Source organism: Leifsonia sp. RCC_180, assembly GCF_058138205.1.
Map to the genome: position 1 here is coordinate 3,117,247 of NZ_CP200340.1, position 14,476 is coordinate 3,131,722.

Annotated in this window: 15 protein-coding genes; 12 read left to right on the forward strand and 3 right to left on the reverse strand. The window is 67.1% G+C overall.

Annotated features, from left to right (window positions below; genetic code table 11):
- Positions 1-22 precede the first annotated feature (22 nt).
- Positions 23-781, reverse strand: a complete 759-nt coding sequence (locus AB7E03_RS15445) for a DeoR/GlpR family DNA-binding transcription regulator (protein ID WP_489942219.1) — start codon at positions 779-781, stop codon at positions 23-25.
- A gap of 195 nt (positions 782-976) precedes the next feature.
- On the opposite strand from AB7E03_RS15445, the gene AB7E03_RS15450 reads away from it, so the two are divergent.
- From AB7E03_RS15450 to AB7E03_RS15490, 9 genes are all read left to right on the forward strand, one after another.
- Positions 977-2,305, forward strand: coding sequence for an ABC transporter substrate-binding protein (locus AB7E03_RS15450; RefSeq protein WP_489942220.1), 1,329 nt, complete (start codon positions 977-979; stop codon positions 2,303-2,305).
- A complete protein-coding gene (locus tag AB7E03_RS15455; protein WP_489942221.1) occupies positions 2,302-3,252 on the forward strand; it encodes a carbohydrate ABC transporter permease in 951 nt (316 codons plus the stop codon). The genes AB7E03_RS15450 and AB7E03_RS15455 overlap by 4 nt, the downstream gene beginning before the upstream one ends.
- Entirely contained in the window at positions 3,252-4,085 is an 834-nt protein-coding gene (locus AB7E03_RS15460) for a carbohydrate ABC transporter permease (RefSeq protein WP_489942222.1), read from the forward strand. Before AB7E03_RS15455 ends, AB7E03_RS15460 begins: the two co-directional genes overlap by 1 nt.
- Positions 4,082-5,434 carry a family 4 glycosyl hydrolase gene (locus tag AB7E03_RS15465; protein ID WP_489942223.1) on the forward strand — a complete coding sequence of 451 codons (1,353 nt, stop codon included), beginning with the start codon at positions 4,082-4,084 and terminating at the stop codon, positions 5,432-5,434. Before AB7E03_RS15460 ends, AB7E03_RS15465 begins: the two co-directional genes overlap by 4 nt.
- 106 nt (positions 5,435-5,540) lie before the next feature.
- Positions 5,541-6,854 carry a D-tagatose-bisphosphate aldolase, class II, non-catalytic subunit gene (locus tag AB7E03_RS15470; RefSeq protein WP_489942224.1) on the forward strand — a complete coding sequence of 438 codons (1,314 nt, stop codon included), beginning with the start codon at positions 5,541-5,543 and terminating at the stop codon, positions 6,852-6,854.
- Complete coding sequence (locus tag AB7E03_RS15475; protein ID WP_489942225.1) at positions 6,847-8,016, forward strand: SIS domain-containing protein; 1,170 nt, start codon at positions 6,847-6,849, stop codon at positions 8,014-8,016. Before AB7E03_RS15470 ends, AB7E03_RS15475 begins: the two co-directional genes overlap by 8 nt.
- Positions 8,013-8,978, forward strand: coding sequence for a BadF/BadG/BcrA/BcrD ATPase family protein (locus AB7E03_RS15480; protein WP_489942226.1), 966 nt, complete (start codon positions 8,013-8,015; stop codon positions 8,976-8,978). Before AB7E03_RS15475 ends, AB7E03_RS15480 begins: the two co-directional genes overlap by 4 nt.
- Positions 8,979-9,001: 23 nt before the next feature.
- Positions 9,002-10,171, forward strand: coding sequence for a Gfo/Idh/MocA family protein (locus AB7E03_RS15485; RefSeq protein WP_489942227.1), 1,170 nt, complete (start codon positions 9,002-9,004; stop codon positions 10,169-10,171).
- Between the two features lie 44 nt (positions 10,172-10,215).
- Positions 10,216-10,857, forward strand: coding sequence for a hypothetical protein (locus AB7E03_RS15490; RefSeq protein ID WP_489942228.1), 642 nt, complete (start codon positions 10,216-10,218; stop codon positions 10,855-10,857).
- A gap of 17 nt (positions 10,858-10,874) precedes the next feature.
- Here AB7E03_RS15490 and AB7E03_RS15495 read toward each other — a convergent pair whose 3' ends face one another.
- Together AB7E03_RS15495 and AB7E03_RS15500 are read right to left on the reverse strand one after the other, a co-directional pair.
- Positions 10,875-11,126 carry a hypothetical protein gene (locus tag AB7E03_RS15495; protein ID WP_489942229.1) on the reverse strand — a complete coding sequence of 84 codons (252 nt, stop codon included), beginning with the start codon at positions 11,124-11,126 and terminating at the stop codon, positions 10,875-10,877.
- 67 nt (positions 11,127-11,193) lie between these two features.
- Complete coding sequence (locus AB7E03_RS15500; protein WP_489942230.1) at positions 11,194-11,952, reverse strand: SDR family NAD(P)-dependent oxidoreductase; 759 nt, start codon at positions 11,950-11,952, stop codon at positions 11,194-11,196.
- 85 nt (positions 11,953-12,037) lie between these two features.
- On the opposite strand from AB7E03_RS15500, the gene AB7E03_RS15505 reads away from it, so the two are divergent.
- From AB7E03_RS15505 to AB7E03_RS15515, 3 genes are all read left to right on the forward strand, one after another.
- A complete protein-coding gene (locus AB7E03_RS15505) occupies positions 12,038-12,634 on the forward strand; it encodes a TetR/AcrR family transcriptional regulator (RefSeq protein ID WP_489942231.1) in 597 nt (198 codons plus the stop codon).
- A 133-nt stretch (positions 12,635-12,767) separates the two neighbouring features.
- Positions 12,768-13,634, forward strand: a complete 867-nt coding sequence (locus AB7E03_RS15510; RefSeq protein WP_489942232.1) for an NAD-dependent epimerase/dehydratase family protein — start codon at positions 12,768-12,770, stop codon at positions 13,632-13,634.
- 67 nt (positions 13,635-13,701) lie between these two features.
- Positions 13,702-14,463 carry a GntR family transcriptional regulator gene (locus tag AB7E03_RS15515; RefSeq protein WP_489942233.1) on the forward strand — a complete coding sequence of 254 codons (762 nt, stop codon included), beginning with the start codon at positions 13,702-13,704 and terminating at the stop codon, positions 14,461-14,463.
- Positions 14,464-14,476 lie beyond the last annotated feature (13 nt).

Sequence of the window (14,476 nt, forward strand, 5' to 3'; positions counted from 1 at the left end):
GCGCGTTATCGCAGCGATAAGGTTAGGCGCAGATTACGCGGCACCCTCGGCGCTGGATGGCATCCACCGCGGACTGCGGCGCACGGGAGTCGGTGATCAGCACGTCCACTTCGTCCATCGAGCAGACGCTCGCGAGCGCGACCCGGCCGATCTTGGTGGCGTCCGCCAGCACGATCGTCATGCGAGAGCGCGCGCGCATGACCCCGTTCACCCGGGCGCCGATCGGGTCGTAGTTCGTGCAGCCCGCCTCGGTGTCCACGCCGTCCACCCCGAGGAACGAGACGTCGATGTTGTACTCGGACAGGAACGCCTCGGCGCTCGGGCCGACCACCTCCTGGCTGCTGCTGCGGACCTCGCCTCCGGCGGCGAACACCCGGAGGCCCGGACTGGTCACCAGACTTGTCGCAATATTGAGCGCGTTCGTGACGACCGTCAGGCCGCGGCGCGTGAGCAGCTGCCTGGCGAACTCGTTCGTGGTCGTCCCGCCGGTCATGCCGACGACCCGGGCTCCTTCGAGGAAGGCGAGCGCGCTGTGCGCGATGCGCCGCTTCTCGTCCAGATCCTGCGAGGTCTTGAACCCGAGCGGGAGGTCGTTGAACGCGACGTGGGTCGTAGCGCCTCCGCGCGTGCGGCTCACCAGCTGTTGCTCTTCGAGCAACTCGAGGTCACGCCGGATCGTTGCCTCCGAGACGTCGAACTGTGCGGCGAGCTCGGGCACCTCCATCGAGAGATTGTCCACGATGGCGGAAACGATGTGATGGAGACGTTCTTTGCGCTGCACAGTCGAACTATAGCGAATGAGCAGCCAAAGTGCGCGGGCGATCAATTCGTAGCGGCAAAAATGTCCATTTTGCCGAAATGCGCGCTTTTCCCTCGGTAATTGTTGAATCCGCGCGCACCGCATGTCATCGTTGCTCGCATCGCGTGTCGCTCAGCATCGTTGCTGACACGCTCCCTATGCCCAAGGAGGAGCAGAATGACGCTCAAGCTCAGACGCCATACCCGAAACGCCGTCATCGCCGGTGCCGTCGCCCTCGGACTCACGTTGACCGGATGCACCGGCGGCGGTTCCGCCGGAGGATCGACCCAGACCAAGGGCGTGACCATCACGGTCGCATGGATGAACCCCGCGCCACCGAAGGCGGCCCTCGACGCGTTCACCAAGAGCACGGGCATCACCGTCAAGTGGACGAGCATCGACTGGGACAACCTGCAGACCAAGATCGCGGCAGCCGCGACCTCGAAGACGTACTTCGCCGACGTCACCGACGTCGACTGGTCGCGCGTCGGACAGCTCAGCAGGCTGGACTGGTTCTATCCGATCGACAACTACATCGACACCAAGAAGCTGAAGTCGGACATGCCGCAGCTCAGCTCGTTCGTGTCCGGCGGAAAGGTGATCGGCATCCCCTTCGACTCCTCCTACATGGTGACGACGGTCAACAAGGACCAGTTCGCGCAGGCGGGCATCACCACGATGCCGACCACGATGAGCGAGTACACAGACGACCTCAAGCAGATCAAGGCCAAGGGCGTCTCCGCCACTCCGCTCAACATTCCGTTCGCGGCGGCTGAGGGTCTGTCGACCTACTGGTACGAGGCGACGGAGGCGTTCGGCGGCACGGTGCTCGACTCGAAGGGCAAGCCGCAGTTCGCAAGCCCCGACTCCGGCGGCTACAAGGCCGCCAAGTGGATGGTCGACTCGCTGAAGGACGGACTCGTCCCGGCCGGCAACATCAACGTCACCGACTCCCAGGGCATGCAGAACCTGATGGCCAAGGGGGTCGTCTCCTCGACGTTCTCCGACTACTCGGGCAACGTGGGCAGCCTGTACGACGTGCCCGCCTCATCCGACGTCGTCGGCAAGACCGCTTACATCCCGACCCCGGGCGTCGACGGGACCACGAGCAATCTCGGTAACCCGGACGGCATCGGCATCCCCAAGCAGGCCAAGTACCCAGCCGCCGCGGCCAAGTTCATCGAGTGGATCACCGCCAGCGAGAACCAGGCTGACTTCGCCGGGGCAAACGGTCCCGACAAGGTGATGCCGAACTACCCGACGCCGTCGCGGCTGTCGGCCATGAAGATCCTCACGGAGAACGGCAAGCTGGCCCAGGGTGCCGAGCTCAGTGAGCTGCTGTCGAAGTCCAAGCCGGTCTTCGCATCGGGTGCGCCGTCCTGGTACCCGGAGTTCTCGCGGTCGGTCAGCACGAACCTGCACTCCGCCGCCGTCGGCACCATCAGCGTCGACGCGGCGATCAAGGCCATCGCTGCGCAGGCCACCAAGCTGGCGAACGGCTCTTGAGCGTCGACGTCCAGTCCCCCCGCCGACCGGGTCCGCCCCGGCCGGCGGCGGGCCCCGGCCGATCGCGCTCGCGGCTCGTTCGCCGCCTCGACTTCCTGCCCTACGGCCTGGTCGCACCGCTCGCGATCTTCATCATCGGCCTGGCCCTGGTCCCGGCCGGTATCACGCTCGTCGAGGCGTTCTTCAAGATCCAGCCGCTGAATCCGCCCGACCACTTCAATGGGATCGACAACTTCGTCGCGCTGTTCAACGACCCCGCCGTCGTCGCGAGCATGGGCAACACGGCGCTGTATGTCATCATCGGCGTCCTGCTCTCGACCGCGCTGGGCATTCTGTTCGCGGTGACCCTGCAGAAGCCGTTCCGCGGCCGCTCGGTCCTCGTCGCGATCCTGATTCTGCCGTGGGCGCTCCCGGGCGTCGTGGAGGGCATCGTCTGGTCGGGCATCTGGGACAGCAACAACGGTCTGCTCAACAGCGTGCTGTCGTCGCTGCACCTGATCGACCATTACCAGGTCTTCCTCGGCCAGAACCAGTTCGTGACCATCCTGGCGATCGAACTCGTGCAGGTCTGGCAGATCACGCCGCTGTCGGCGTTGCTGGTGCTGGCCTCGCTGCAGAACATCCCGGGCGAGCTCTACGAGGCCGCCTCTTTGGACGGCGCCACCGGGTTCAACATGTTCCGCCGCATTACGCTGCCGCTCGCGCGGCCGGGCATCGCCATCGCCATGGTGCAGGCCGTGATCGCGACACTGAATGTGTTCGACCAGCCCTTCGTGTTGAACGGCGCGGCCGCGACCGGCTCGTCGGTGACGATGCAGACCTACTTCATCAGCTTCCAGAACCTCGACTTCGGTCAGGGCTATGCGCTGTCCCTGTTGATCACGCTCGCCACGCTCATCGTGTCGCTGGGCGTCGTGAGGCTCGTCTACCGCCCCGTGGAGTTCTGATGAAAAGACGTTCCATAGCGCGCCCGATCGGCGTGGCCTTCATCCTGATCTGGACGCTGACGCCGCTGTACTGGGTGCTCAACACGAGCCTGCAGACGGATGCGCAGATCAGCGCAAAGCCTGCGAACTACCTGCCACCCACGCCGTCCCTGACGAACTACATCACGCTCCTCGGCGGGAGCGGCGACCTGGCCGACTCGGTCCGGCGGTCGATGCTCAACATCTTCATCGAGTGCACCGCGGCGACCATCGTGACCGTCGTGCTCGCGACGCTGGCGGCCTACGCGTTCGCCCGCATGAAGTTCCGGGGCCGCGACGTGCTGTTCTATGCGGTGCTGGCGACGATGGCGTTCCCCGCGTACGCCACCCTGATCCCGCTCTACCAGATGATGTCGGGGCTGGGACTGGTCAACACCTACACGGGCATCGTGCTGGTGTACATCTCCGGCTTCCTGCCGCTGGCGACCTGGATCATGTACAACTACATGAGCAGCCTGCCGATCGCGCTCGAAGAGGCCGGTCAGGTCGACGGCGCGAGCAGGATGCGCGTGCTCTGGCATGTGGTGCTGCCGCTCGCCCGACCGGGCATCGTCTCGGTGGCCATCATCACGTTCCTCTCGGCGTGGGCGCAGTTCCTCTTCCCGCTCGTGCTCTCCAGCGACCTGTCGACACAGCCGCTTACGGTGGTCATTGCGGCGCTCCAGGGCCGGCACACCGTGCCGTACTCGCTGATGAGCGCCGCCGGCGTGATCGCCGTCGCTGTCCCCGCCGTGATCGCGGTGTTGCTCAACAGGTACATCGTCAGCGGACTCCTCACGGGGAGCGTCAAGTGAACAAGGAGCGCGCCGTGGCGCATGAGGCGTTCGTTCTCATCGGCGCCGGAAGCACCGTGTTCACCCCGGGTCTGCTGAACGACCTCGCCCGGTCGCGCACGTTCGACGGCGTCGCCGTGCGCCTGGTCGATGTGGTCCCGGAAGCGGCCGAGACGATGGCTCGTCTGGGCCGCAGGATCGCCGAAGCGGCCGGCTCCACCATGACCGTCGAAGCGGTCGCGGATCGGCGGGAAGCGCTGCGCGACGCCCGTTTCGTAGCCACCACCATCGCGGTGGGGTCGGCGGCCGGCTGGAGGGCCGATCTGGACATCCCGCAGGCCTACGGCATCCACCAGACCGTCGGCGACAGCGTCGGGCCAGGGGGCACACTGCGGGCGCTTCGTCACATCCCGGAACTGCTGGCGATCGCGACGGACATCGCCGATGTGGCGCCGAGCGCTCAGCTGATCAACTACAGCAACCCGCTCACGGCGAACGTCCGGGCCGTTACCAAGCACACGCCGGTGAATGCGGTCGGTCTCTGCCACGGCACGATGCACACCAAGGCAGCGCTCGCCGGCGACCTCGGCGTCGACCCGGCGTCGGTGAGCACGCTGTTCGCCGGGCTCAACCATCTCTGCTGGCTCCTCGACATCCGATCCGGGCCGCAGGATCTGTACCCGCGCCTGCGCGAGTTGGTGCGCGAGCGAGCCGGCGGTCGGGACGCTCGGACCTCCCGCAGCGAAGGCGTGCATTCTGCCGTGTCGGCGGATCTGATGCGGACCTTCGGCCTGTACCCCGCTCCGGGCGACCGCCATGTATCCGAGTTCTTCTCCGGCTACCTCGCCCTCGGCGACGATGGCGGCCTCGGCTGGGGTCTTCAGGGCGGCCAGGACATGACGCGCGAGTACATCGACGAGAAGGGCCGCCTATGGGACTCGCTCCGCGCCCAAGCCGAAGGAACCGAGCCCCTCGCACCGGCCCGGAACCAGGAGGCCGAACGCCTGGTGGCCATCGCCGAAGCGCTGCAGACGGGGAAGGAACACGTCGAACTCGCCGTCAACCTGCCGAACGCCGGTGTGATCACGAACCTGCCGCCGGAGGCCGTCGTCGAGGTCCCTGCCGTCGTCGGCGCCCATGGCATCCACGGAGTCTCCGTCGGCCGCCTCCCCGATGCGGTTGCCGCCGTGCTGACGGCGCGAGCCCAGCAACAGGAGCTCACCGTCCAGGCAGCCGTCAGCGGTGCACGCGAACTCGCCCTGCAGGCGCTCGCCCTCGACCCTCTCGTGCCGGACGCGCAGACCGCTCGCGGCATCCTCGACGACGCCGTGGCGGCGGACCCGTCGCACTACGATCGCTTCGCCTCATGAGCCTCGCCACGACCAATGCCCTCAACGTCGCTTTCACCGGCCGCATCAGGGCCTTCCTCGCCTCCGACCCGTCGGTGACCGATCCGCGACACTCTGAAGGAGCAGCATGACCGACCATTTCTGGGAGACCATCCGGCGGCACAAGGCCGGGGAACCGGTCGGGGTCTACTCGGTGTGCTCCGCGCATCCGGTCGTCCTCGAAGCGGCTTTCGCCCAGGCTGCGGCCGATTCGAGCCTCGTCCTCATCGAGGCCACGTCGAACCAGGTGGACCAGTTCGGCGGCTACACCGGGATGCGCCCGGCCGACTTCCGGGAACTCGTGTTCTCGATCGCGGACCAGCATGGCTTTCCTCGCGACCGCATCGTTCTCGGCGGCGATCACCTCGGACCCAACCGCTGGCAGGGGCAACCGGCTGCGGAAGCTCTCGCCAACGCCGACGCCCTCGTCGCCGCGTACGTCGAGGCGGGATACACGAAGATCCACCTCGACTGCAGCATGTCGTGCGGCGGGGATCCGGTGCCGCTCGGAGACGATCTCGTCGCGGAACGGAGCGCCCGGCTTCTCCGTGTCGCCGAACAGACAGCCCGGAGCCTCGGGATCGAGGGCCGCCAGCTGTATGTGATCGGCACAGAGGTACCGGTGCCCGGCGGCGCGCACGAGACGCTGGCGGAATTGATCCCCACGTCGCCCGAGGCGGCTCGGCGCACACTGGAACGACACCGCGAGGCCTTTGCGGATGCCGGGGTGCTGGGCGCGTGGCCCCGGATCATCGCACTGGTCGTGCAGCCCGGCGTCGAGTTCGACCACCTCCAGGTCATCGACTACCAGCGCGACCGCACCCATGAACTGCGTGCCGTGCTCGATGACGAACCGGGGATGGTCTTCGAGGCGCATTCCACCGACTACCAGCTGGAGTCGCGACTGACCGAACTGGTCGAAGACCACTGGGCCATCCTGAAGGTCGGACCGGGCCTCACCTTCGCCATGCGCGAGGCGCTGTTCGCGTTGGCTGCCATTGAAGACGAACTGGTGCCGGCCGCTGGGCGTTCCAACCTCGTCGGAGTGATCGAGGAGCGCATGCTGGCAGAACCCGGGTACTGGCAGAACTACTACGAAGGCGACGAGGACGAGCAGCGCATCGCTCGCCGCTACAGCTATAGCGACCGGCTGCGCTACTACTGGCCCGACCCCGCGATCGAGTCCGCCGAAGCGGTGCTCTACGCCAACCTCTCCGGCAGGACACTGCCGCTTCCACTGATCGCACAGTTCCTGCCGGACCAGTACGTCCGCGTCCGCGCCGGAGAACTCGACCCCGAGCCGCGTTCACTCGTGACCGACAAGATCCGGGACGCCCTGCGTCCGTACGCCGCCGCCACACGTCCAACCACCGCACGAAACCAGAGGGAACTCCTTGTCTGAAACACGCCCGACCACCGTACGACCCGAGATCACTGGCGCTCAGTTCACCATCGGCGAGATCAGCCAACAACCCGAAGTGTGGCGTGAGGCTGCGGCGAACGTCGAGGCCGAACGTGCCCAGGTGGACACCTTCCTCGCCCCGCTCCTCGACCGCTCCGACCTGCGAATCGTGCTCACGGGCGCCGGAACGTCCGCGTTCGTCGGCGGAGTCGCCGCGCCTGAGCTGTCGCGCCTGCTGTCACGACGCATCGAGGCGATCGCCACGACCGACCTCGTCTCCAACCCCCGCGAATTCCTCGCTGAAGACGTCCCGACCCTGTTGATCTCATTCGCGCGTTCCGGCAACAGTCCGGAGAGCGTCGCAGCGACACGGCTCGCCGACGAGTCCCTCAGCGACGTGAGCCACCTGATCGTGACCTGCGACCCGGCGGGTCGGCTCAATCAGGAGCATCAGGGCCGCAAGAAGTCCTACGTGCTGCTGATGCCTGCCGCCGCCAACGACCAGGGCTTCGCGATGACGTCGAGCTTCACCTCGATGCTGCTTTCGGTGCTCCTGGTCCTGGGAGGCGGAGGCTCCAGCGAGGTCGCGCCTCTCGTCGCGGCTGCGGCCGGCATCGTCGACGTCGGCTGGGATGCGATCAGTGATCTCGCCGATGACCGGTACGAGCGCGTCGTCTACCTGGGCAGCGGGCCGCTCACCGCACTCGCTCGTGAATCCGCCCTCAAACTCCTGGAGCTCACGGCCGGCCAGGTCGTGAGCTACTACGACTCGGCCCTCGGCTTCCGGCACGGCCCGAAGTCCGTATTGGACGAACGCACCCTCGTCGTCGTCTTCATCTCGTCCGACGCGTACACGCGCCGGTACGACCTCGACATTCTCGCAGAGCTGAGGAGCGCACTCGATCCGTCCCGCGTCATCGCGGTCGCACCCGACGGCGTCACCACGGCGACCGGCCAGTTGGTCGCGTTCGAAGGCTTGCACGAACTGAACGATTCGTTCCTCGCCAGTGTGTATGTCGTCGTCGCGCAGATCCTCGGACTCTCGTTCGCCCTGCGTGTCGGAACGACACCGGACAATCCGTTCCCGAGTGGCAACGTCAACCGCGTGGTGAAGGGCGTGCGGCTGCACCCCCTCGACGGAGCCGCGAGCGGGGTCGCGTGAGCCCCTTCCTGGGCATCGACGGCGGGGGCACCAAGACGGCGTTCGTCCTCATCGATGCAGAGGGCTCCGTGCTGGCACGGTCCCGGCAGCCGAGCAGCGACTACTACCGTCTCGGCGTCGAGGGCGTGACCCGGACGCTCGCCAACGGTGTGGACGATATCTGCCGGCAGGCCGGGATACCGGCCGGTGCGATTGCGTTCACTGTGGTCGGCCTACCCGGCTACGGCGAAGTCAGTACCGACCGGGACACGCTGGACGCGGTCCCTCTGGCCGCACTCGGCCAGGACCGGTACCTCTGCGTCAACGACATGGTCTGCGGCTGGGCGGGCTCCCTGGGCGCGACCGACGGAATAAACGTCGTCGGTGGTACCGGTTCGATGACCTACGGCGAGCGGGAGGGGTCGGGTGTCCGCGTCGGCGGCTGGGGCGAGCTCTTCGGGGATGAGGGATCCGGCTACTGGATCGCCTCGCACGGCCTCAACGCCTTCACCAGGATGAGCGACGGCCGGCTTCCACGCGGCCCGCTCTACGAGCTGATCAAGGAGCACACCGGAATCGCGGACGACCTCGATCTGATCGGGCTCGTGCTCACCGACTGGCAGAAGGAGCGCACCCGGATCGCGGCGCTGTCCAGCACCGTCGCCGAGGCGGCGACCGCGGGGGACGGCGTCGCCGCGGACATCCTCGCCGCAGCCGGCGCGGAGTTGGCCGGCCTGGTCGACGCCACCCGCCGGCAACTCGGCTACGAATCGGGCGACGAGGTCGCCGTCTCGTACTCGGGCGGCGTCTTTCGTTCCGACCTGGTGCTCGCCGCGTTCACCGCCGAGCTGGACACCCTCCACGCCGGGTACGACCTGCGCGCACCCCGCTACGAGCCGGACGTGGGGGCCGCACTCTACGCCGCGAAAGTATCGGGGGCCCCGCTGGCGACGGATGCGCTCCGGGCGCTGCCTGGCCGATGAACACGGGATCGGAAGGAGACTCGATGGACCTCAGGATCGGCGTCGTCGGATACGGCAACCGCGGCAGCGTGGCGCGGGAGGCGCACCGCCCGGGCGCGGGATCGATCGTCGTCGCCCTCTGCGACCTGAGCGAGCGGTCGCGCGTCGAATTCCGCGAGGCATTTCCGGACGCTACGGTGACCGACAGCCTCGACGACCTGCTCGCTCTCGACCTCGATGCCGTCATGGTCCTGACGCCGGACGACCAGCACGCGGCCGTCGTCATCCCGGCGCTCGAAGCCGGCGTGGCGGCATTCTGCGAGAAGCCGCTCGCGATCTCGATCGACGACTGCGACCGCATTCTGGAAGCTGCCCATCGCACCGGCTCGCGGCTGTATGTCGGCCACAACATGCGGCACATGCCGGTGATCACGCTGATGCGCGAGTTGATCCGGGAGGGCCGCATCGGCGAGGTCAAGGCGGTCTGGTGCCGCCACTTCGTCGGTAACGGCGGGGACTACTACTTCAAGGACTGGCACGCCGATCGGTCCAAGTCGGTGGGGCTGCTGCTGCAGAAGGGAGCGCACGACCTGGACGTCATCCACTGGCTCGCCGGCGGCTATTCGAGCCGGGTGCAGGCGATCGGTTCCCTGAGTGTCTACGGAGCTATCGGCGACCGGCGGGACCGGGCGGGGGAGCGCATGCAGGACTGGTTCAGCCTCGACAACTGGCCACCCACCGCACTCGAAGGTCTCAACCCGGTGATGGACGTCGAGGACATTTCGCAGGTCAACATGGTGCTCGACAACGGGGTTCTGGCGTCGTACCAGCAATGCCACTTCACCCCGGATTATTGGCGCAACTACACCGTCATCGGCACCGAAGGGCGCATCGAGAACTTCGGAGACGATGCCGGGTCGCAGGTCGGGCTCTGGAATCGCAGGCACGGGAGCGCGGCGCCGGCCGACGAGACGTTCGTGGTGTCCGAGGGGATCGGCGGCCATGGCGGGGCGGATTCCCTCATGATCGCGGAGTTTCTGGAGTTCGTACGCAGCGGCGCCGAAGCGCAGACATCCCCGGTCGCCGCCCGGAACGCCGTCGCGACGGGTGTGGTCGCCACCTTCTCCCTCCGGGGCGACGGCAGCGCACTGCCGGTGCCCGCTCTCGATCCCGGCCTCGCGGAGTACTTCGCCGCCGGCCAGCCCACGTCATGAGCGCTTCCCGGGCTACGGCAGAACCGCGCGATTCGTTGCGCAGCATGCTCGCGTCGGGCCGTCCGCGATCACTGCGCGGTGTCGACCGGCACGAGCTCGCGGCGGCGATGGACGACGTCAGCGACGAGGCGGTCGCTGCGCTCGTCGCCCGGGGATTCCCTCCTCCTATCGCTGCGGCCTCGCTCGCCGACATCCCCAGAAAGCTGGAGCTGTACGGCGAGCTGGTCGACGACGACTGGCTGCTGGCGGTGTTCACGGGCCGGGTCGTCACCCTGGGACGCCTGCAATTCGAGGTCGTGCCCAGCCGGTTCGGCCGCAACGTGCACATTCCCGAGACCGGCCCGCTTACGCCGGAGTCCGTCGACGACGCGTTCGCCCGGGCGGCCGAGTGGTTCCACGACGGCGCCCCTCTGGTGTGCGAGAGCTGGGTGTTCGACGACCGGCTCCGTGACCTTCCGCCGACCAGCAACCTGCGCCGCTTCATCGAGCGCTTCGACGTGCCACCGACCGCCTCGAACCCGGATGGCGCGCTGAGCGTCGCGAAGTTCGTGTTCAGGTCGACGCCCGAGCGGGTGGCGGCTGCTCCGTTGCGCCCCCACGCGACGGCGCTCGAGCGCATCGCCTATGCGGCGTTGACCGGAGAGGGCGTGTGGAGCAAGCCGCTGGCGACGTTGTTCCCGCGCTGATGACTCGTCACCCCGGATCAGGCGTTCGGGTAGTGCGGTCGAAGGTTTGCTGCGCTGACGCGGTCCAGCGCAGTGTCGGGGAGGAATCGGGCTAGACGGGTCAGCATCGCGGCGTCTCGGCCGATGGTGTAGCGCGTCCGCGGCTTCGGAACGGTGGTCGCGTCGGCGATGACCGTCGCCGCGGCCTGGGACGTCACGCCGCTCTTGGTGAAGGCTGTCGCTTGGTCGATGATGGCCTGCATGAGGTTTCCGTAGCGTCGCTGGTTCACTGGTGTCATCTCCTTGACGAAGGCCTGGGCACGCTCGATTCCGTGGCCGGTCGACAGCCGACCCCGGCTACCAGGGGGCGCGGGTGCCGTCCCAGGACCACAGGGCTCCGGTTGGACCGTCGTCGGGGAGCAGCGCGAGGCGGACCGCTCCTGTGGCGGCTTCGGCGGGGTCGCCGCCGACGGACATGCCCGCAATGAGGTTCGTTCGGCGCAGGCCCGGCGCGAGGGCGTTGACTTTGAAGCGGTCGCCGAGCGCCTGAGCCGTCAGTAGGGTGACGGCGTTGACCGCAGTCTTGGAGCTTCGGTAGGCGAGGCCGCCGCCTTGGACCCGTTCCCAATCGAACTGCGGGTTGGGGTTGCTGTTCCAGAACAGCGATCCGGTACCGCTCGAAACGTTGACGACACGAGGATGCGCCGAGCGTCCGAGTGCGGGGAGGAAGCCCTGCGTGACGGCGATGAGGCCGAAGACGTTGGTCTCGTAAGCGGTCCTCAACTGCTCGATCGTGGTGGCCGTGATGTCTTCGCGGCCCGGGTTCACCCCCGCGTTGTTGACAAGAATGTCCAGGTCGCCAATCCGCTCCGCTGCGGCGGCGACCGATGATGCATCGGTCACGTCCAATTGCACAACGCGCGCACTCGAGCCGAGTTCCTTCACCGCAAGCCGGCCTTTCTCACGGTCGCGTGCGCCGATCCATACGGTCACCCCGCGGTCAAGAAGTTGCTGCGCGATGGCGAACCCGATGCCACTGTTTCCCCCGGTGACCAGCGCGACCGAATTCGGTGCGGGTGAGGGGATCTCGGCGTGAAGACGTTCGATCTGATTCATGGTTCTCTCCCAACTCCAACCGTACGGTTGGAACTTTAGCGCGCTCGGGAACAATCTCCAACTAGGGCGTTGGTATTCTTGCGACATGGCATGGGACACCGAGGGGACGCGTCGCCGACTCCGTGATGCTGCGCTGGTCGAGTTCGCCGCGCGGGGTTTCGACGGCACCACCGTCGGCGCTATCGCGGCCCGTGCCGGGGTGAACAAGGAACGGCTCTACAGCTACTTCGGCGACAAGAAGGCGCTGTGGGAGCTCGTGCTGGCGACGGAGTTGGAGCGCCTTGCCGCTGGCGTCCGCCTCACCGGAGTCGGATTGGAGGACATCGGAGAATTCGCGGGCGCGACGTTCGACTACCACGCGGCCCACCCTGAGCTTGGGCGCCTGCTGCAGTGGGAGGGGCTGCAGGACGGCCCGCCCGCGGACGTGGTCGGACGCACGATGCACTATCGGGAGAAAGTGGAACGTTTCGCGACGGCCCAGAGGGACGGCGTGCTCGATCCTGGCCTCGATCCCGCTCACCTCGTCTTCGCCCTGATCGCCCTAGCCGCATGGTGGCAGACCGTGCCGCAGCTCGCCGAGATGATCACCGGCGCCGGGCCCAACGACCAGGAGGAGTGCGCACGACGTCGCCGGTTCGTCGTCGAAGCAGCCCGGAGACTCGCGTCCCCATCCCGCACCTGAGACAGTGCAGCCCCCGGTGCTTCACCCTCGGTTGGCGCGGCGCCCTCGATAGTCTCCTGTGCGCCGCGGCGCGGCGACGTGGTCGTCCTGCGCGCCCAGTGATAGAGAATTTCTGACCAGAAAGAAGGCAGTTGTGAAGATTCTCGTCACCGGCGGGTCCGGTCTCATCGGCCGGTTCGTGGTGGACAGACTCGTGCGATCCGGCCACGACGTGCTCGCCGTCGAGCGCACGGCATCCGCCCCGCACGCAGCGGGCCTGCTGCGGGCGACGACCGAGGTGATCGGTGACGCATCCGACGCGCGCCTCATGGACTCCGTCATGCCGGGGATCGACGCGGTCGTCCACCTCGCAGCGATCCCCGCACCGCTGGGGCATACCGCACGCGAATTGTTGACCGCCAACTCGATCACGACCATGACCGTCCTCGAGGCCGCCGGCGAGCACGGCGTCAAAGCCGTCGTGATGGCATCCAGCATTTCGATCCTGGGGATGGCCTGGTGCGCCGACCTGATGGGTCCTTTGTACCTGCCGGTCGATGAAGACCACCCGCTTCGGCCGACCGAGGGCTACGCGCTCAGCAAGGAATGCGACGAGGCAGCCGCTCGCATGGCGTCGCGGCGCTGGGGTCTGCCGATCGTGGCGATGCGATTCCCCTTCACCGACACGAACGAGAGCATCCAGTCGCGCCGTACGGATGCCGATGCCACGACACGATTGGCGAAAGAACTGTGGGCGTACCTCGACGTGCGCGACGCCGCGCGCGCCATCGAACTGGCGATCGGCGCCATGATCGACGGCCCGGTTCGCGGATGCTCGGTGGTGAACGTCCTCGCCGACGACGTTCTCCTCGACGAGCCCCTCGCTGAGCTCATGAGTCTGTGGCACCCAGAGGTGCCGTTCGATGCGGATCAGTACGGCTTCAGCGGAGCCTATGACGTGACCAGGAGTCGGGAACTGCTCGGTTTCGAAGCAGAGCACCTCATCCACCCCCGGATGTGAGCGATGATCTGCCACAATACGAACGTCATTGTTAACACAATCTCATTACCAGCGTTGAGGGGCCCAGATGGTTCAAGCGGAGCACCCGCTTCCGACTGACTTGTTCATGGATCTCGAACGCTCCGGCCCGGTCCCGATGTACTTCCAGGTCGCGAATCGTCTGGAAAAAGCGATCATCGACGAAACGCTGCCCGCGGGGTCACGCCTGGAGAACGAGGTCGCTCTCGCCATGCGGCTGGGGCTGTCTCGCCCGACGATCCGTCGAGCGATCCAGGAGCTCGTCGACAAGGGGCTGCTCGTGCGCCGCCGAGGAGTGGGCACGCAGGTCGTACACGGAAGGGTAACGCGCAACGTCGAGTTGACCAGCCTCTACGAAGACCTGGAGAGCTCGGGGCAGAAGCCGGAGACGACCGTCCTCGACTCCGCGGTCGTTCCCGCCGACGAGCGCGCCGCGACGATCCTCGACATCGAACCCGGTAGTCCGACACTTCACGTGAGGCGGCTGCGCCTGGCGGATGGGGTGCCGATCGCGATCCTCGAGAACACGCTGCCCACAGACTTCACCGACCTCGATACGGCCGACCTCCGCACGCACGGGCTCTATCAACTGCTGCGCGCGCGGGGAGTGACGATGCGCGTGGCGAAGCAGAGGATCGGCGCGCGGGAGGCCACGGCGAGCGAGGCGGATCTGCTCGACATCCGGCGGGGGAGCGCCGTGCTGACGATGTCCCGCACCGCGTTCGACAACTCGGGTCGTGCGGTCGAGTTCGGTCAGCACTGCTACCGTCCGGACCTCTATTCCTTCGAAGTCACCCTGGTCAACCGCTGACGGCGGTGTGACA